The organism is Marinobacter mangrovi (genome assembly GCF_016798325.1).
Classification (GTDB): domain Bacteria; phylum Pseudomonadota; class Gammaproteobacteria; order Pseudomonadales; family Oleiphilaceae; genus Marinobacter_A; species Marinobacter_A mangrovi.
In genome coordinates, this window is sequence record NZ_JAERVO010000008.1 from 153,468 (window position 1) to 171,685 (window position 18,218).

The following is an 18,218-nucleotide window of genomic DNA, read 5'->3' on the forward strand; positions in this document are numbered from 1 at the left end:
CCCCGCATGGCACAACGCATTCTGATCGCCGACGACGAGCCCCTGGCCAGGGAGCGGCTGCAACGTCTGGTCAACGACCTGCCGGAGTACGAAGTCTGCGCCGAAGCCTCGGACGGCGACGATGTGCTGCGCCAGATCGCCAGCGCCGCGCCCGACATCATCCTGCTGGACATCCGCATGCCCGGCCTCGACGGTCTGGCGGTGGCTGAAAAGATCAACGCCCTGACCAACCCGCCGGCGATCATCTTCTGCACCGCTTACGACCAGTACGCCATCAACGCCTTCGAGGTGCAGGCGGTGGCCTATCTGCTCAAACCGGTACGTCGCGAAAACCTGGGTGACGCCCTCGCCCGCGCCGGCCGGGTCAACCGGGTCCAACTGCAGGCGCTGCAAGCCGCCAACGAGTCCGATCCCGGGCAACTCGCGGTGCGCACCCATCGCGGCACCGAACTCATTGATATCGCCAGCATCCGCTTCTGCGAGGCGGACCAGAAGTGCGTCACCATCCACCACGGCCAGGGCGAAACGGTCACCGATTACACCCTAAAGGAGCTGGAACACAGCTACCCGGACACCCTGTTGCGCGTCCATCGCCACACCCTGGTGGGTCGGCGCCACATCGCCGCCATGACCCGCTCCCCGGAGGGTCAGTACCTGATCCGCCTCAAGAACCACGAGGCGCGCCTGCAGGTGAGCCGGCGGCATGCCAGCTCGGTACGGGAGGCCCTGCACCGGCAGGAGCGTTCATAGAGCGGATGCAACGCCCCTGATACGACCATGGAAGGAAGCGCAAGCCCGCGACTTTTGGCGCCATTCACGTTAGGCTAGGGCCTTCCACAGACCGGATATCCGATTGTATTTCCATGACAGAACGTACCCTGCGCATTGCAACCCGTAACAGCGCCCTCGCCCTCTGGCAGGCGGAATTCATCAAGGCCGAGCTGGAGCGCCTGCACCCCCACGTCAAGGTGGAACTGCTGGGCATCAAGACCCAGGGGGACAAGATCCTCGACGTGCCGCTGGCCAAGATCGGCGGCAAGGCACTGTTCGTCAAGGAACTGGAAGAAGCCATGCTGGATGGCCGCGCCGACCTGGCGGTCCATTCCATGAAAGATGTGCCCATGGAATTCCCCGAAGGCCTGGGGCTGGTCGCCATCTGCGAGCGTGGTGACCCCACGGATGCGTTTGTCAGCAATCACTTTGAGAACGTCGATGCCCTGCCCCAGGGCGCCATCGTCGGCACCTCCAGCATGCGCCGGGAAGCCCAGCTGCGGGCTTATCGCCCTGACCTGGAAATCCGCACCCTGCGCGGCAATGTCAACACCCGACTGGCCAAGCTGGACGCCGGTGACTACGACGCCATCGTGCTGGCCAGCTCCGGCCTCAAGCGCCTCGGCTTCGACGAGCGCATCCGCTACTGCATTCCCGACACCATTTCCCTGCCGGCGGTCGGCCAGGGTGCCCTCGGCATCGAGTGCCGGCTGGACGACCAGGAGCTGGTGGATCTGCTGCGCCCGTTGAACCATATCGATTCAGCCGATCGGGTCCACGCCGAGCGGGCCCTGAACAAGCGCCTGGAAGGCGGCTGCCAGGTGCCCATAGCCGCCTACGCGCTGCTGGAAGATCAGGACACCGTCTGGCTGCGGGGCCTGGTGTCGTCGGTCAACGGTCAGGAAGTCTACCGGGTGGAAGGCCGCGCGCCGCGCGATCAAGGCGAGCGCCTGGGCCGTGAACTGGCCGAGGATCTGCTGCGGATGGGCGCCGACCGGATTCTGGCGGAGATCTATGGCTACAAGGTCGAATGATCGCCCGCTGACCGGCCGACGCATCCTCATCTGCCGGCCGCAACCGGACGCAGATCGGCTGGCCGAACGCCTGCAGGCCGAGGGCGCGCAGACCCACTGCCTGCCGCTGCTGGAGCGCCGGCCGCTGCCGGAGAGCCCGGAGCGTCGCACCCGGTTCCAGGAGCTGGATCTCTATCAACATGTCATTGCAGTCAGCCCCGGTGCCGCGCGCCTGTTCGTGGAGCAGGCCGAGGACTGGTGGCCGCAGTGGCCAGTGGGTCTACACTGGTATGGAGTGGGAAGCGGCACAGCCGAGGTGCTGGAACAGGCCGGACTGACGGTCACCATTCCACCGCACGGTTTCACCAGCGAACACCTGCTGGCCCTCGACACGCTGCGCCAGCCCACCGGCGAGCGCATCCTGATCGCCAAGGGTCGCGGCGGCCGGGAGCTGCTGGGCCAGACCCTGGCCGAACGGGGCGCACGGGTCGACAACCTGGAGCTTTACGAACGGGTCTGCCCCGACTATGAAGCGGCCACCATCACGTCGGCGCTCAACGATTTTGATCCGGATGCCGTCATTGTGCTGTCCGGGGAAACATTGAACAATCTCATCGCGCTGGGTGAGAATACAGACAACGCCCTCAAGCGCCGCACACTGCTGGTCCCGGTGGACCGCGTGGCACAAACGGCACGGGAACGGGGTTTTGAGCGTGTGTTTATTCCGGAACAGCTGACGCCCGAAGGCCTGATTGAATGCCTCGGACACCTGGACTGAAGGCAGCCGCCCCGGAGCCAGTGGACTACCCATAATCGAGTAAGGACGCCTGTGACTGACTCTACGACTAACCTGCCGGCCCCGGTCAATTCGACCCCACAGCAACCCCGCCGCCTCTGGCCGCTCTGGCTGATTGCCGTGATTGCACTGATCGCCGTCATCGGACTGGGCCTATGGAGCTGGCACCTGTGGCAGCAGCAACAGGCCTTGCAGCAATCCCTGAACTACCTGGACGCCACCACCCAGCGCCTGGACCGGGATTACAGCCAGTCCGGCGGCCAGCTGCGCGAGCGCATCCAGTCGCTGCAGGGCGATGTGACGGATCAGGCCAAACTGATCAGTGACATGCGCCGGCAGATCGACCACAACGCCCGCACCTTGCTGGAAGCCGGCAATCGCACCCGCACCGACTGGCTCCTGGCCGAAGCAGAATACCTGCTGCGCATTGCCAACCAGCGCCTGCAGGTGGAAAAGGACTACCGCGGCGCGCTGTCTGCCCTCAAGGCGGCGGATGACGTGCTGGAAAAAACCGACGATCCCGGCAGCTACCCGGTCCGCAAACAGGTGGCCCAGGAAATCCTCTCCCTCAAGAGCGTAGCGGGCGTCGACAAGACCGGCCTCTATCTCCAATTGGAGGCGGCCATCGATTCCATCGGCAAGCTGAACGACAGCGCCCTGGCCATGGACGCCAGCGCCGACTACACCCAGACGATGTCGCAAGATCCCGACAAGACCGACGAGCGCGGCGCTCTTGCCAAAGGTTGGGCCCATATCAAGGGTACTCTGAGCGAAGCCATCGCCATCCGCCGCCTGGACGAGCCGGTCAAGCCCCTGCTGTCGCCGGACCAGAGCGCCTACGTACGCCTGAACATGCGCCTGATGCTGGAAGAGGCCCAGCTCGCCGTCCTGCGGGGCAACCAGACGCTCTACAACCAGGCCCTGAAGAAGGCCACCGATTGGCTGAACACCTGGTACGACGGCAGCCACAGCAAGGTGGTCGGGCTGCGTGACACGCTGGGCGAACTGTCGGGCAAGGACATCAACCCGGAACTGCCGGACATCAGCCAGTCCCTGACACTGCTCAAGGCCCGTCTGGAAGGGCGCCTGAACGCCACCAGCGGCGAGACCAAGCCGGCCGACAACGAGAAATCCGACAGCGCCCCGACCGGGGATAAGGCGGGCGACGCGTCATGAGGAAAGTCTTCATCCTGCTGCTGGCCGCGCTGCTGATCGGCGCGTTGCTCAGCCTCGGCCTGCAATACGACAGCGGCTATATCCGCATCAGCCTGGGCAACTACCTGATCGAGACCAATTTCTGGATTGGCGTGCTGCTGATCCTGGTGATCACGCTCATTATCCAGATGATCCTGGTCACCGCCCGCCGCCTGCGCAGCGGCTCCGGCCTGGTCAGCACCTGGCTCAACCAGAGTGCCGAACGCCGCGCCCGGCGTCGGACCACGCAAGGGCTCCTGGCTCTGGCCGAAGGCAACTGGCCGCGCGGTCGCAAACTGCTGGAGGCCTCGGCCGGCAAGGCGGACACGCCGCTGATCAACTATCTGGCCGCCGCCCAGTGTGCCTTTGAATGCGACGATCACGACGCCGTCGATGATTTGCTGCGTAAGGCCTTCGAGAGCACGCCGGGCTCGGATCTCGCCGTCGGCATCACCCAGGCCCAGCTGCAGATTGCCGGCCAGCGTTACGAACAGGCTCTGGCCACGCTGATCCGGCTGCGCAAGCAGGCGCCACACCACCCATTCGTCCTGAAACTGCTGCGTACGGTGTATGAGGCCCTGGAAGACTGGAAGGAGCTGTCCGCGCTGATTCCGGAGCTGCGCAAACGGGATCTGGCCGACGCGGAAGAATTGCAAACCCTGGAGCGCAAGGCCTGGCACAACCTGTTGCACCGGGCGGCCGATGACATTCGCCGTCAAAGCCCGGGGTCACGCGACCTGAGCCCGTTGATCCAGCTCTGGGACGAGCTGCCCGGCTCCATGCGCCGCGACGAGTTCACGATCCACGAGTATGCCCGCAACCTTGCCCTGCTGGGCGACGAGGCCCAGGCGGAAACCCTGCTGCGCAAGGTCTTGCGCAATCACTGGAGCGACGAACTGGTCAACCTGTATGGCCGCATCGAAGGCGAAAAGCCGGACGAGCAACTGCTGGCCGCCGAACGCTGGCTCCAGGACCGCCCGAACAACCCGGAATTGCTGCTGGCGCTGGGTCGCCTGAGCCTGCGTAACGAGCTGTGGGGGAAAGCGCGGGAATACTTCGAGACCAGCCTGCGTCTGAAGCGCAACACCGAGACCATCGCCGAACTGGCCCGTCTGAATGCCCATATGGGGCATGAGGAAGAGAGCAACCAGATGCTGCTGCAAAGCATGCTGAAGGACAGCGGTCTGCCCAACCTGCCGATGCCCAAGGCGTAAAGAGAGCCAGAGCGACTCGAGCGTGTAGCCGATGCTTTAGAGGGTGTTGCAAAAGCTTTCGGGTAAAAGCCTCTCTCCCCTGGTGGGGTGCAGGCGGAAACAGCGAAGCATCGCTTCGCCCGCCGGAACGCCCACAGCCTCTGGATGTGGGCCGGGGCGCGGAGCGGAGGTTTGGAGAGAGGGGGGGCGAGGCGAAAGCCTCGCCGGACGTAATCGCCTGCTATAGAAGGGCGCCTGGCGGCGCCTCCCCCTCTCCCCGGCCCTCTCCCTCGAGGGGAGAGGGAGTGTACGACGCAACTTTTGGAATACTGGGGCTTTTGCAACACCCTGCCGGCTGCAGGCCGGCCCCGGATTTCGCGAGGTCCATAAACAACAAAGGAGCCTTGCGGCTCCTCCGAAGCTGAAGCGTCGGCTACATTAAAGCGCCGAGCTTTGCGTACTTTCTCCGAACATTAGCTCCGCGGCGCGTACTCCAGCACGTCCGAATAGAATGCCGATTCCGGCAGCCCCGCTTCCAGCAGCGCGTCCATCAGCGTGTAGACCATCGGCGGCGACCCGCTGGCCATAACCTCGACTTCCGGCCACTCGTAGCCACCAGCCAGAACCGCACGGACCAGCTGGTCGTGATGACCGCTCCAGTCGTTGTCGGCGTCGTCACCCACCACCGGGAAGAAGGCAAAGCCCGGCCACTCCTCGTGCCACTGCCAGGCCAGGGAGCGCAGGTACATGTCCTCGTGCCGGCGTACCCCCCAGTACAGGAAGACCGGTTGCTTGCAGTCGGTCTCGCGCAGGTAATCCACGATGCTCTTCATCTGGGCGAAGCCCGTACCGGCGGCGATCAGAATCAGCGGTTTGGTAGGCACCTGGGCCAGGCAGGCCTTGCCGTGCGGCAGCTCCAGAGTCACCTGACCCGGATCACGAAACGCCTCCATCACCTTCAGGGCCGTGGCCCAATCCGTGCCGGCCTGCACGTGCAGCTCGATCGAAGAGGCCGTCGGACTGCTGGCGATGGAAAAATAGGACGGCTCGGCGCCCGGCAGACGCACCGACAGGTACTGGCCGGCGTGGAAATCAAGCTCACGGCGACGCGGCAGATCCAGGGTCACCCGATACACATCGTGACTCAGCGGGGTGATATCCCGGACGTTCGCCTGCACCTGTTGGGGCGTATTGGAACCTGCAGCCATAACCTCCTCAATCTCCAGTTCAACCGGTCCGCCGCGCGGCTGGCATCGACACAGCATGACGTTGGCGGACGGGTGTTCGTCTTGGCGGGTCCGGGTATTGAAGACCCGTCCCGATAGTAACCGGGCTTCGCAAAGTTCGCAGACCCCATTGCGACAGGACCAGCGAACGGCCACACCCGCCCGGCGGGCTGCCGTCAGCAGATCGTCCCCGGGTGAGGCGGTAAATTCCAGACCGGCCGGCACAATCCGGACCTGCGTCGGCGGTTCAGCGTTCCGGGGCATCAATTCCCAGTTCGGACCAGATGGCATCGACCCGCTCCTTCACGGCCGGATCCATGGCGATGGGGCGGCCCCACTCCCGGTCGGTCTCGCCCGGCCACTTGGTGGTGGCATCCAGCCCCATCTTGGAGCCCAGCCCGGCCACCGGCGAGGCGAAATCCAGATAATCGATGGGCGTATTCTCGACCATCGTGGTGTCCCGCACCGGATCCATTCGCGTGGTGATGGCCCAGATGACATCGTTCCAGTCGCGCGCGTTCACATCGTCGTCCGTAACGATCACGAACTTGGTGTACATGAACTGCCGCAGGAAGGACCATACGCCCATCATCACACGTTTGGCATGGCCGGCATACTGCTTGCGCATGGTCACCACTGCCATGCGGTAGGAACAGCCCTCCGGCGGCAGGTAGAAGTCGACGATTTCCGGAAACTGCTTCTGCAGGATCGGCACGAAGACCTCGTTCAGCGCCAGACCAAGGATCGCGGGCTCATCCGGCGGGCGTCCGGTGTAGGTGCTGTGATAAATCGGATTCTTGCGGTGGGTGACCCGCTCCACGGTGAACACCGGGAAGGTCTCCACCTCGTTGTAATACCCGGTGTGATCACCGAACGGCCCTTCCGGCGCGGTATCGTCGGGATAGATAAACCCTTCCAGTACGATCTCCGCACTGGCCGGGATCTGCAGCTCCGATAAACCGGCCTTGACCAGTTCGGTCCGGCTGCCCCGCAGCAAACCGGCAAAGGCGTATTCGGACAAACTGTCCGGCACCGGTGTGACCGCCCCCAGTATCGTGGCGGGATCCGCGCCCAGCGCGACGGCCACCGGGAAGGGTTCGCCCGGATGCGCTTTCTGCCACTCCTGGAAATCCAGAGCGCCACCGCGGTGACTCAGCCAGCGCATGATCAGGCGGTTCCGACCAATCAGCTGCTGCCGGTAGATGCCCAGATTCTGGCGCTCCTTGTGCGGCCCGCGGGTAATCACCAGCGGCCAGGTCACCAGGGGCCCGGCATCCCCGGGCCAGCAATGCTGGATCGGGATCTTATACAGATCGACGTCGTCCTTTTCGATGATGACGTCCTGGCACGGCGCCGAGCGACGGACCTTCGGCCCCATCTGCATCACCTGCCTGAAGATCGGCAGCTTTTCCCAGGCGTCCTTGAATCCCTTGGGGGGATCCGGCTCCTTGAGGAAGGCCAGCAGTTTGCCCACTTCCCGCAGACTTTCCACATCCTCCTGCCCCATGCCGAGCGCCACCCGCCGAGGTGTGCCGAACAGATTGCCCAACACGGGCATGTCATACCCCTTGGGGTTCTCGAACAGCAGCGCCGGGCCACCGGCACGCAGGGTGCGGTCGCAGATTTCGGTCATTTCCAGGTAGGGGTCGACTTCCGTCTTGATTCGCTTGAGCTCGCCCAGCTTTTCCAGCTGGTCGATAAAATCACGCAGATCGTCGTATTTCATGCGGCAGTCCTGGCCTGTTGATCACCGGGGAAGGCAGTCGGGGAATTGGGTTCGCAGAATGGACAGCGCCCCTGTCGCTCGGTGAACGGCAGGGGCGCGGGCGCGATCAGCGCTTCTTCATGGACTGGAAGAATTCATCGTTGGTCTTGGTATCGCGCAGCTTGTCCAGCAGGAACTCCAGGGCGGCGGTGTCGTCGTCCATGGAGTGCAGCAGCTTGCGCAGGATCCAGATCCGCTGGATGTCCGCTTCGCTCATCAGCAGATCTTCCCGGCGCGTGCCGGAGCTGCGGATGTTGATGGCCGGATACGTCCGCCGTTCGGCAATCTTGCGGTCCAGATGGACCTCCATGTTGCCGGTGCCCTTGAATTCCTCGTAGATGACCTCGTCCATCTTGGAGCCGGTGTTGACCAGCGCGGTCGCCAGGATGGTCAGGCTGCCGCCTTCCTCGACGTTACGCGCGGCACCGAAGAAACGCTTGGGCTTCTCCAGGGCGTGGGCGTCGACACCACCGGTGAGGACTTTACCCGAGGACGGGATCACGGTGTTGTAGGCACGGGCCAGACGGGTGATGGAATCCAGCAGGATCACCACGTCTTTCTTGTGCTCGACCAGCCGCTTGGCCTTTTCGATCACCATTTCCGCAACCTGAACGTGACGGGCCGGCGGCTCGTCGAAGGTCGAGGCGATGACCTCGCCGCGGACGGTCCGCTGCATCTCGGTCACTTCCTCCGGCCGTTCGTCAATCAGCAGCACCATCACGTGGCACTCCGGATTATTGCGGGTGATCGACTGGGCGATGCCCTGCATCAGCAGCGTCTTACCCGCTTTCGGCGGCGACACGATCAGGCCACGCTGGCCTTTACCGATGGGCGCCACCAGGTCGAGAACCCGGGAGGACAGATCCTCGGTACTGCCGTTACCGGCTTCGAGCGTCAGGCGCTCATCCGGGAACAGCGGCGTCAGGTTTTCGAACAGGATCTTGTTACGGGCATTGTCCGGCTTGTCGAAGTTGATCTCGTTGACCTTGAGCAGAGCGAAATAACGCTCGCCGTCCTTCGGGGGACGAATCTTGCCGGCAATGGTATCGCCTGTACGCAGGTTGAAACGGCGGATCTGGCTCGGTGACACGTAAATGTCGTCCGGTCCCGCCAGGTAAGACGCGTCGGCGGAACGCAGGAAGCCAAAGCCGTCCTGGAGGATCTCCAGCACGCCGTCCCCGTAGATGTCCTCGCCACTTTTGGCGTGCTTCTTCAGAATTGAGAAGATGACATCCTGCTTGCGAGAACGGGCCAGATTATCGAGTCCCATTTCCTGGGCAATATCCAGCAGCTCGGGAACGGGTTTCTGCTTGAGTTCGGTAAGGTTCATATTTTGTTTGTGACGAATTGGAATGGAATATCAATCAGGTTTGCGAAGACAGGGGGTAGCCCCTGGACGTAACGTGATGCTTTTAAATATTGGGACAGAAACCGTGAGGCGGGCGCCAATACGGCTTTTTCAAATGGAAGCGTGTAAACGTGCCGGCCATTATAGCAACAAGTTTGGCCATTACCACCCCTTCCAAAATTGCGGTGACAACAGGATACTGGTTGGCACGTCCTTACGATATAGCGCGTTTTTCAACCCGTAGCAAGCCAACCGTTGATTTTCGGTCTATTCAGGCCCCCGGAATTGGAAAAATTTGACCCATGGCAAAGTCCGACACCTTCGTACCACTGAACGTCGCCATCCTGACGGTTTCCGACAGCCGCGGCCCCGCAGAAGACACGTCCGGCCAGTACCTGACCGACCAGGCCAACGCCGCTGGCCACCGGGTCCTCGAGCGCCGCCTGCTTCCGGACGACATCTACCTGATCCGCGCCCTGATTGCCCGCTGGATCGCAGACAACCGCATCCAGGTCGTCATGATCACCGGCGGCACCGGTTTCCATGAGCGCGACAGCACGCCGGAAGCGGTCAAGCCGCTGTTCGACAAGGAAATCGATGGCTTCGGCGAAGAATTCCGCCGCCTGTCGGCCGACGACATCGGCTCCTCCACCATCCAGTCCAGAGCCCTTGGCGGGCTGTCCAACAACACGGTGGTGTTCTGCCTGCCCGGTTCGACGGGTGCCTGCACCCTGGGCTGGGACAAGATCCTGAAGGAACAGCTGGACAGCCGCCACCGCCCCTGCAATTTCTCGGCGCTGGTCAACCGCAAGTCGGAGAAGCCGGTGTATCGCCTGGACGAGCGCCTCGACACGGGAAGCGACCATGCGTCCCACTGACGGCCTCACCTCGCTCGACGACGCCCTGGCCCAACTGCTGCCTCAGGCGAATACCGTCGCAGGCACGGAAACATTACCATTACGTCACGCGCTGGGGCGGATCCTGGCAACCGGTCAAAATGTGCCTGCCGACGTGCCGCCCGCCGACAATAGCGCAGTGGATGGCTACGCTGTCCGCATCGCAGACCTCACGGACCAGCCGTTGCCGGTCAGCCAGCGCATTCCCGCCGGCGTTGCCCCGGAACCCCTGACGCCCGGCAGTGCCGCCCGCATTTTTACGGGGGCCTCGGTTCCCGAAGGCGCTGACGCGGTCCTGATGCAGGAAAACGTCCTCGTCGACGACACCGGACTGCACACCTCGCAACAGCCGGAGTCCGGCCAGAATATCCGCCCCCGGGGCCAGGATCTCAAGGCCGGCGCCGTTGCCCTCAGTGCCGGCACTCGCCTGCGGCCGCAGGAGTTGGGTTTGCTGGCCTCCCTGGGCATTGCGGAAGTGCCGGTGCGCCGTCCGGTTCGGGTCGCCATCCTGACCACCGGTGACGAACTGGTCCCGCCCGGCGAACCGCTGCCACCGGGCAAGATCTACAACACCAATCGCTTCACCCTGGACGCCCTGCTCCAGCAGATGCACTGCGAGGTGATCGACCTGGGCGATGTGGCGGACACCCGCGAGGCGACACTGAGCGCCCTGGAACGGGCCGGGCGCGAAGCGGACCTGATCCTGTCGAGCGGCGGCGTCTCCGTCGGCGAAGAAGACCATGTCCGCGCCGCGATGGAATCCCTGGGCGATGTGGCCCTGTGGCGCCTGGCACTCAAACCCGGTAAACCGCTGGCCTTCGGCCACGTGGGCGACACGCCGATGCTGGGACTGCCGGGCAATCCGGCGGCGGTGCTGGTGACGTTCCTGATCGTCGCCGCACCGTTCATACGGCGCCTGCAGGGCGCTGCCGACTTAAAGCCCGCCTTTCCGCAACTGCCGGCTGATTTCACCGTGGAACGCGCCTCGCCCCGGCGCGAATTTGTCCGGGCCCGGCGCGTGCTGCAGGATGGCCAGGCGTGGATCGAAGCCTACCCAAACCAGAGCTCGGGCATGTTAAGCTCGGCCTGTTGGGCCGAAGGTCTGGCGGTCGTGCCGGAAGAGCGTACGATCAAACGGGGCGACCCGCTGACCTTCCTGCCATTCACCGATCTGCTGGGCTGACCATGAGCGATACCGTGACCGTTAAATTCTTCGCCCGCCTGCGCGAGACCCTGCAGACGGATGAACTGGAACTGCCGATCAGCACTCAGGGTACGGTGTCCGACGTGATCGAGAGCCTCGCCAGCCGCGGCGCCCCCTGGGATGTCCTGCAAGGCGACCAGCCGGTCATGATCGCCGTCAACCAGACCATGGCCCGCCCGACGCAGCCCCTGTCACCGGGCGATGAAGTGGCCCTGTTCCCGCCCGTGACCGGCGGTTAGGACCGATTCATGATTCGCATCCAGACCGAAGACTTCGATATTGGTGAGCAGACCCGGGCGCTTGGCGGCACCGGCGATACCGGCGCGATAGCCACCTTCACCGGGCTGGTCCGGACCCGAGGCGATCGCCAGGACGTTCGCGCCCTGTTCCTGGAGCATTACCCGGGCATGACCGAGTCGGTGATCGAGGATCTGGTCACCCAGGCCCGCGAGCGCTGGTCCATCCAGGCGGTGCGGGTGATTCACCGGGTTGGCGAACTCGCCCTGGGCGAGCAGATCGTCTTCGTCGGTGTGGCCAGCGCCCATCGGGGGGATGCATTCGCAGCCTGCGAATTTCTGATGGATGCCCTGAAAACCTCCGCCCCGTTCTGGAAGAAGGAAATCACGGTGGACGGGGAGTCCCACTGGGTGGAGCAGAAAGCCAGCGACCGGGACAAGGCCAAAAACTGGCAACAGGATTAGGGCGCCTCCCAATCTTCCGGCGCATTCAGGTTACGGAATACCGTCGATGCCACAGGCAGATCCAGATACCTCGGATCCTGCGCCCCGGCAAACGCCATCACTTTACGCCCACCCTGCTCAAGATCCCGTTGTAACGCATCGACCAGACGCACCGGATAGTACCCGTGAAGTGGGTGTAAGCGATCGCCCACTCGCGCCAGCACCATGCGTTGCGGGTCCTGCCGGACCGCCCCGGCCAGTTCGCCCATGATATCCGCGGAGACCGCCGGCGTATCGCAGGGCATCACCAGCACACCGACAAAGCCCAGGTCCCGCGCACAACGCAATCCCGACAACAAGCCGGCCAGCGGCCCCGCATCATCGAACTCGGGAGCATCGCTCACGACCTTGTCAGCCCATGACCGGTAGTCGGAGAGACGACGATTGGCGCTGATCAGCAACGTGTCACAATGAGGGCGCAAGGCCTCCGCTGCGGTCGCAACCAGGGGACGCCCCCGCCAGTCGGCCAGACCTTTTTCCACGCCACCCAGACGCCGGGCACGGCCGCCGGCAAGGATCAGTCCGCACAGGGTTATTTGAGTATCCGTGTCGGGCATTGCCCCAGGACTCCACGCCAATGAATAATGCCGCCCACCATGACTCATGCTCTCCGCGACTTCCGCAAAGCTCGGATCGAAGCCGATGGATGCCATCGCTGTAGCAGAGGACAGGATGCCCTCGTCGCATAGGCGGCCAGGGACGACCCTCCGGGGCGACGGAAGCGATGACATCCACTGGCTTCAGGCTCCGGGTTTCAGCCGGCCTGTTGGGCTTCCTTCGTCAGCCCAACCTACCTTTGCCGCCCACAAAAAAGCCACCTCCTGGCAGTCAGGAGATGGCTTTTCCGTCGGCTGGTATGCCCGATCGTCGACAGATCAGAGATTGCTGTCGAGGAACGCCGCCAGCTGGGACTTGGACAGGGCACCGACCTTGGTCGCGTCCACGTTGCCGTTCTTGAACAGCATCAGCGTCGGGATGCCGCGGATGTTGAACTTCGGCGGCGTCTGCTCGTTCTCGTCGATGTTGAGCTTGCAGATCTTCAGCTTACCGTCGTATTCCTCGGCGATCTCTTCCAGTACCGGTGCAATCATTTTGCACGGACCACACCACTCGGCCCAATAGTCCACCAGGACCGGGGTGTCGGCTTTCAGGACGTCTTCTTCAAAGGAAGCGTCGGTGACGTTTACGATATTTCCGCTCATTACTGTTTCCTGCTGTTGGCAGCACCCGGCAGGCGCACTGCTCCAAACATTTAAGGCCCGTCATCCGACCGGCCCTGTCGAAATCTACCGACTCAACTTTACGCGAAAGTTCCCTCAGACGGAAAGTCCCTGCACTCCGGCAGGCACTGGCTTCCTGACCCTGGACTTGGATCCGCTACTGACAGGTTGGCGGGGTTTGTCTTATAGTTACCCGCAGTGTCGGTTCACCATAAAGAGCCTCACACAATATACGGCCTGGCAAGAGGATTTCAAGACACGTGACGGCCCCCAACCCCGCCACCGAGCCAGAGCTGCTGGCAGCCATCGACATGGGCTCCAACAGCTTCCATATGGTGATTGCCCGCCTGATCCACGGTGAGATTCGCACCGTCGAGAAAATGGGTGAAAAGGTCCAGCTCGGCGCTGGCCTCGACGCCGACAACAACCTGACCGAAGACGCCCAGCAACGCGCACTGGACTGCCTGAGCCGCTTCGCGCAGCGCCTGCAGGGCATGCCGCCGTCCGCGGTCCAGATCGTCGGCACCAACGCCCTTCGGGTTGCCCGTAATACCAATCGATTCATGGAGCGGGCCGAAGCGGTGCTGGGCTTTCCGGTGGAAATCATCGCCGGCCGCGAGGAGGCCCGCCTGATCTACCTGGGCGTCTCCCACACCCTCGCGGACGATACCGGTCGCCGCCTGGTCATCGACATCGGCGGAGGCAGCACCGAGTTCATCATCGGCGAGCGCTTCGAAGCCCAGGCCCTGGAAAGCCTGCACATGGGCTGCGTGTCGTTTCGCAATCGCTACTTCCCGGACGGCAAGATCCCGCGCAAGCAAATGGACAGGGCGGTAACCCACGCCTCCCAGGAGCTGCTCAACATTCGCCACCGCTTCCGCCACCTGGGCTGGCAGAGCGCGGTGGGCTCCTCGGGTTCGATCAAGGCGATTTCATCGGTGCTGGCCAACCTCAAGTTGACCAACGGCACCATCACCCTGGACGCGCTGCGCGAACTGCGCCAGCGCCTGGTGGATATGGGCAACGTCGAGCGGCTGTCAGACCTCGGCGTCCGCGCGGACCGGCAAAGCATCTTTCCCGCAGGCCTGGCAATACTGCTGGCCGCCTTTGAGTCACTGGAGATCGAATCCATGACCTACACCGATGGCGCCCTGCGCGAGGGCCTGCTCTACGACATTGTCGGCCGCATCCAGCATGAGGATGTGCGCGAGCGCACCACCCAGGCGCTGCAAGGCCGATACGACATCGATACGTCGCATGCTGCGGCGGTGGAGGAAACGGCGATCGCCGCCTACCGGCAAGTCGCCGAAGCCTGGCAGATCAACACCGAGTTCGACGAGGACCTGCTGCGCTGGGCCTGCCGCCTGCACGAAATCGGCCTGACCATCTCCCACAGCCAGTACCACAAGCATGGCGCCTATCTGCTGCGCTATTCGGATCTCTCCGGTTTCTCCCAGCAGGGTCAACAGAATCTGGCCACCCTGGTGCGAGGCCATCGGCGCAAGTTTTCCAATGCCGTGTTCGAGGGGTGTGACGAGGACGATGTACCGCGGCTGCAGCGTTTGTGCATCCTGTTGCGGCTGGCCAACCTGATCCAGCACCCACGCAACATGGAACAACCCGCGGGTTTCAAGGTCGAGATCACCAGCCCCAGCGAACTGACTGTGAGCTTCGCCGAGGGCTGGCTGGAAGAGCGGCCGCTGACCCGGGCCGACCTGGAAAACGAAAAGGACTACCTGGCTCGCCAGAAGTTCACACTGAACGTGGTCTAACAGGGCGGCAGAACCGCCCCGGTCAGGACAGCTCGCCTTCCAGGCTCTCCAGCGTCTCGGACACGTCCAGCCACTCCATCTCGACCGATTCCAGATCGCCTTTGGCCTGGGCCTGCTGGCCCAGGGCCACCTTGAGCTCTTCCTTGCGCGCCGCCTCGTAGAGCCCGGCGTCTCCCAGCGTGTCTTCCAGCGCCGCCAATTGCTTCTGCAGTTCCGCCATCCGGGCTTCCAGCTGCTGCTGGCGCTTGCGGTAGGGACTCATCTTCTGACGCAACGCCGCCTCCGCCCGCTTACGCGCTTTGCGGTCGTCGGCGTTCTCGCCGACTTCCGGACGGGCCGGTTCGCTCTCTGACGCGTCACGCCTTGGCGCCCGGCTGTCGTCGGTCCGTCGATCTGCCAGCCAGCGTTCGTAGTCGTCCAGATCGCCCTCATACTCCCGAACGACACCCTCATTGACCATGAGGAATTCGTCCACTGTGTTGCGCAGCAGGTGGCGGTCGTGGGAAACGATCACAACCGCGCCGTCGAACTGCTGCAGCGCCATGGTCAGGGCCTGGCGCATTTCCAGGTCCAGGTGGTTGGTCGGCTCATCAAGCAACAGGAGATTGGGCTTGGCCCAGGCAATCAGGGACAGCGCCACCCGAGCCTTTTCGCCCCCCGAGAAATTGCGGATGCGATCCAGCGCGTCGTCGCCGTGGAATCCGAAACCACCCAGGAAGTTGCGGATCGCCTGTTCGGACGCCTTGGGCGCAGCCCGCTGCAGGTGCAGGAACGGACTGGCGTCCAGGTCCAGCGACTCCAGCTGATGCTGGGCAAAGTAGCCAACAGAAAGATGTTCACCGGTGGTGCGTTCGCCGGCAAGCAGGGCATCACCGCCCAGCAACGCATTGATCAGGGTCGACTTGCCGGCACCGTTCGGCCCCAACAGCCCCAGGCGCGTGCCCGGCAACAGCGTCAGGTTGACGTTGTTCAGAATCACCGTGTCGCCATGGCCGGCCTGACCGTTACGGATAGACAGCAGCGGGCTGCTGATCTTGTCCGCCGTTGGGAAACGGAACTCGAACGGCGAATCCACATGCGCCGGCGCGATCCGCTCCATGCGCTCCAGCGCTTTTATCCGGCTCTGCGCCTGGCGGGCCTTGGTGGCCTTGGCCTTGAAACGGGTGATGAACTGCTCGATCTCGGCAATACGGGCCTGCTGACGCTCGTAGCCGGCCTGCTGCTGGGCCAGGCGTTCACTGCGCTGGGTCTCGAAATCGGTGTAATTGCCGGTATAGGTCACCAGCGCGCGCTGATCGAAATGCAGCACGTGGGTCGCCACCCGATCCATAAAATCCCGGTCGTGGGAAATAAACAGCAAGGTGCCCGGATAGCGGCGCAACCAGTTTTCCAGCCAGAAGCAGGCGTCCAGATCCAGGTGGTTGGTGGGCTCATCCAGCAGCAGCAGATCGGACGGCCGCATCAGGGCCTGGGCCAGGTTCAGGCGAATCCGCCACCCCCCGGAAAACGCCGTGACCGGCCGGTCCGCATCCGCATCGGCAAAACCCAGGCCGCGCAGCAGCGTTTCCGCTCGACGTGACGCCGACCAGGCTTCATGCAGATCCAGCTCACCGTGGATGCGGGCCTGGGCCAGTTCATCGCCATCGGTTTCGGCGACCGCCAAGGCCCGCTCCAGGCGACGCAGCTCGATGTCGCCATCCAGCACGAAATCCCGCGCGCTGCGATCGGTGGCATCCACCTCCTGAGCCATATGGGCCAGCCGACAGCCGCCGGGCAGGTCGACGTCACCGGCTTCGGGCGCCAGCTCGCCAAGGATCAGACTGAACAGGCTCGACTTGCCCGCGCCATTGGCCCCGACGATCGCCACCCGCTGTCCGGGCTGGATCGTGGCCGAGGTCCGTTCTAGCAGCCATTGGCCGCCCCGTTGTAAACTGAGATTCGATAGTGTCAGCATGCGCGCATTCTATCAGAGCTGTTGGCCGGGCGGCTGCAGTGAAACATGCGTATCGCATCGGGCCACTCCCGCATCGGAGCTTTCATGGAACCGCCATCGGATTTAACGCTGGACAATCCCCTATGGCGCACGGCGCTGCAACTCTGGTCCAATAAAGAGGTGGCCCAGGCCAGTCTCGCCCTGCAAGCGCAAGGGTGTTCGGTCTCCCGCCTGTTAACAGCGACGTGGTTGGCAATCGAGGGCCAAACGTGGGATGGTGAGGAGCCGGACAGCATCCGGCAATGGCGAGAGCACTGTACCGAACGCCTCAGGACACTCCGCCAGTCGCTGAACAAAACCTTTCCAACCAAAGCATTACGGGAATCCATCCAGGGCGCTGAATTGCAGGCGGAACAAATCGAGCTGGCATGGATCTACACCCTCAGGCTTCAGGACCGTCACAATATGTCATCAAATTCGGTCTATAATGAAGGCCTGTTAATCCGTAACCTTCGCGCTGCGGCCCCGGAAGGGGACCACTCAACCTTACTCGAAGCTGGCATGAACCGACTGATTGAGGCATTGCGGGACGCGATTCCCGCGGCGCACGCGACAACGACACAAGGGAGCCAATCCCGATGATGATGCGCCGCTGGGCCTTCCGACTGGCGTTTCCCGCGCTCGGCCTGCTGATCGTCCTGATGTTCGTCGGCATCAAGGAGCCGACGCCCAAGACCACCAGCACGACCACCGAACCGGTGCCGGCGTTTGAAGGCGTGGTGCCCAATCCGGTACCGGATACCGGGCCCGACATCGTCTTCAAATGGCAGGACACCGACGGCAGCTGGCACTACGCCGACAAGCCACCCTCCGACGGCAACTGGAACGCCCTGGCAGTGGATCCGGCCGGCAGCCGCCTGAACGCACAGCCGGAAGTGATGGCGGAACCCGACTGGCAATCCCCCTATTCGGCCCCTTATTCCCTCAGCGCCGAAGGCATTCGTCGTTCGCAAAATGCCGCGACGCCCTGACGTCGTCTTTGCACACGTCAATTTTGGGACGTCGTCCCAACTTCCTTACCCATCAGTCATTGGCACAGTGTCGCCAAACGCGTTACCTTTGCCCTTCCATTAAAGGGAACCGCCGG

Annotated in this window: 18 protein-coding genes; 12 read left to right on the forward strand and 6 right to left on the reverse strand. The window is 63.4% G+C overall.

Annotated features, from left to right (window positions below):
* The first annotated feature begins 6 nt into the window (after positions 1-6).
* The 5 genes from JL474_RS19970 to JL474_RS19990 all read left to right on the forward strand — a co-directional run bounded on the left by JL474_RS19970 (position 7) and on the right by JL474_RS19990 (position 4,988).
* On the forward strand, positions 7-750 hold the full coding sequence (locus tag JL474_RS19970; RefSeq protein WP_123636437.1) for a LytR/AlgR family response regulator transcription factor: 744 nt from the start codon (positions 7-9) through the stop codon (positions 748-750).
* 113 nt (positions 751-863) lie between these two features.
* The gene (gene hemC / locus JL474_RS19975; protein ID WP_123636438.1) at positions 864-1,805 is read left to right on the forward strand and encodes a hydroxymethylbilane synthase; all 942 of its coding nucleotides are present in this window, start codon (positions 864-866) and stop codon (positions 1,803-1,805) included.
* Complete coding sequence (locus JL474_RS19980; RefSeq protein WP_123636439.1) at positions 1,786-2,562, forward strand: uroporphyrinogen-III synthase; 777 nt, start codon at positions 1,786-1,788, stop codon at positions 2,560-2,562. The genes hemC and JL474_RS19980 overlap by 20 nt, the downstream gene beginning before the upstream one ends.
* A 51-nt stretch (positions 2,563-2,613) precedes the next feature.
* Positions 2,614-3,756 (forward strand): uroporphyrinogen-III C-methyltransferase, encoded by a 1,143-nt coding sequence (locus tag JL474_RS19985; protein WP_203143639.1) that lies wholly within the window; start codon positions 2,614-2,616, stop codon positions 3,754-3,756.
* Positions 3,753-4,988, forward strand: a complete 1,236-nt coding sequence (locus tag JL474_RS19990; RefSeq protein ID WP_203143641.1) for a heme biosynthesis HemY N-terminal domain-containing protein — start codon at positions 3,753-3,755, stop codon at positions 4,986-4,988. The genes JL474_RS19985 and JL474_RS19990 overlap by 4 nt, the downstream gene beginning before the upstream one ends.
* 452 nt (positions 4,989-5,440) lie before the next feature.
* Here the strand turns inward: JL474_RS19990 and JL474_RS19995 are convergent, their stop codons facing one another.
* The 3 genes from JL474_RS19995 to rho form a co-directional block, all read right to left on the reverse strand.
* Complete coding sequence (locus JL474_RS19995) at positions 5,441-6,484, reverse strand: 2Fe-2S iron-sulfur cluster-binding protein (protein ID WP_236012397.1); 1,044 nt, start codon at positions 6,482-6,484, stop codon at positions 5,441-5,443.
* On the reverse strand, positions 6,441-7,919 hold the full coding sequence (gene ubiD / locus JL474_RS20000) for a 4-hydroxy-3-polyprenylbenzoate decarboxylase (RefSeq protein ID WP_123636637.1): 1,479 nt from the start codon (positions 7,917-7,919) through the stop codon (positions 6,441-6,443). Before ubiD ends, JL474_RS19995 begins: the two co-directional genes overlap by 44 nt.
* A gap of 106 nt (positions 7,920-8,025) precedes the next feature.
* Complete coding sequence (rho, locus tag JL474_RS20005) at positions 8,026-9,288, reverse strand: transcription termination factor Rho (RefSeq protein WP_123636636.1); 1,263 nt, start codon at positions 9,286-9,288, stop codon at positions 8,026-8,028.
* A gap of 320 nt (positions 9,289-9,608) precedes the next feature.
* Here rho and moaB point away from each other — a divergent pair, with 320 nt between their 5' ends.
* From moaB to moaE, 4 genes are read left to right on the forward strand one after another with little or no spacing between them, the layout of a single operon-like run.
* Complete coding sequence (moaB, locus tag JL474_RS20010; RefSeq protein ID WP_203143643.1) at positions 9,609-10,184, forward strand: molybdenum cofactor biosynthesis protein B; 576 nt, start codon at positions 9,609-9,611, stop codon at positions 10,182-10,184.
* Positions 10,171-11,385: a molybdopterin molybdotransferase MoeA gene (locus tag JL474_RS20015; protein ID WP_203143645.1), complete on the forward strand. Its 1,215-nt coding sequence runs from the start codon at positions 10,171-10,173 to the stop codon at positions 11,383-11,385. The genes moaB and JL474_RS20015 overlap by 14 nt, the downstream gene beginning before the upstream one ends.
* A gap of 2 nt (positions 11,386-11,387) precedes the next feature.
* Positions 11,388-11,645, forward strand: coding sequence for a molybdopterin converting factor subunit 1 (gene moaD / locus JL474_RS20020; RefSeq protein ID WP_203143647.1), 258 nt, complete (start codon positions 11,388-11,390; stop codon positions 11,643-11,645).
* Between the two features lie 9 nt (positions 11,646-11,654).
* Positions 11,655-12,107, forward strand: coding sequence for a molybdopterin synthase catalytic subunit MoaE (gene moaE, locus JL474_RS20025; RefSeq protein ID WP_123636632.1), 453 nt, complete (start codon positions 11,655-11,657; stop codon positions 12,105-12,107).
* Here moaE and mobA read toward each other — a convergent pair.
* Both mobA and trxA read right to left on the reverse strand, forming a co-directional pair.
* Positions 12,104-12,703 carry a molybdenum cofactor guanylyltransferase MobA gene (gene mobA / locus JL474_RS20030; protein ID WP_203143649.1) on the reverse strand — a complete coding sequence of 200 codons (600 nt, stop codon included), beginning with the start codon at positions 12,701-12,703 and terminating at the stop codon, positions 12,104-12,106. The genes moaE and mobA overlap by 4 nt on opposite strands.
* A gap of 318 nt (positions 12,704-13,021) precedes the next feature.
* Positions 13,022-13,348 (reverse strand): thioredoxin TrxA, encoded by a 327-nt coding sequence (gene trxA / locus JL474_RS20035; protein ID WP_111493780.1) that lies wholly within the window; start codon positions 13,346-13,348, stop codon positions 13,022-13,024.
* A gap of 278 nt (positions 13,349-13,626) precedes the next feature.
* Here trxA and ppx point away from each other — a divergent pair, with 278 nt between their 5' ends.
* Positions 13,627-15,138, forward strand: coding sequence for an exopolyphosphatase (gene ppx, locus JL474_RS20040; RefSeq protein WP_328797850.1), 1,512 nt, complete (start codon positions 13,627-13,629; stop codon positions 15,136-15,138).
* Positions 15,139-15,160: 22 nt separating this feature from the next.
* Here the strand turns inward: ppx and JL474_RS20045 are convergent, their stop codons facing one another.
* Positions 15,161-17,092, reverse strand: a complete 1,932-nt coding sequence (locus JL474_RS20045) for an ATP-binding cassette domain-containing protein (RefSeq protein ID WP_203143651.1) — start codon at positions 17,090-17,092, stop codon at positions 15,161-15,163.
* An 84-nt stretch (positions 17,093-17,176) separates the two neighbouring features.
* On the opposite strand from JL474_RS20045, the gene JL474_RS20050 reads away from it, so the two are divergent.
* A complete protein-coding gene (locus JL474_RS20050; RefSeq protein WP_203143653.1) occupies positions 17,177-17,713 on the forward strand; it encodes a TIGR02444 family protein in 537 nt (178 codons plus the stop codon).
* Positions 17,710-18,102 carry a DUF4124 domain-containing protein gene (locus tag JL474_RS20055; protein ID WP_317848736.1) on the forward strand — a complete coding sequence of 131 codons (393 nt, stop codon included), beginning with the start codon at positions 17,710-17,712 and terminating at the stop codon, positions 18,100-18,102. Before JL474_RS20050 ends, JL474_RS20055 begins: the two co-directional genes overlap by 4 nt.
* Positions 18,103-18,218 lie beyond the last annotated feature (116 nt).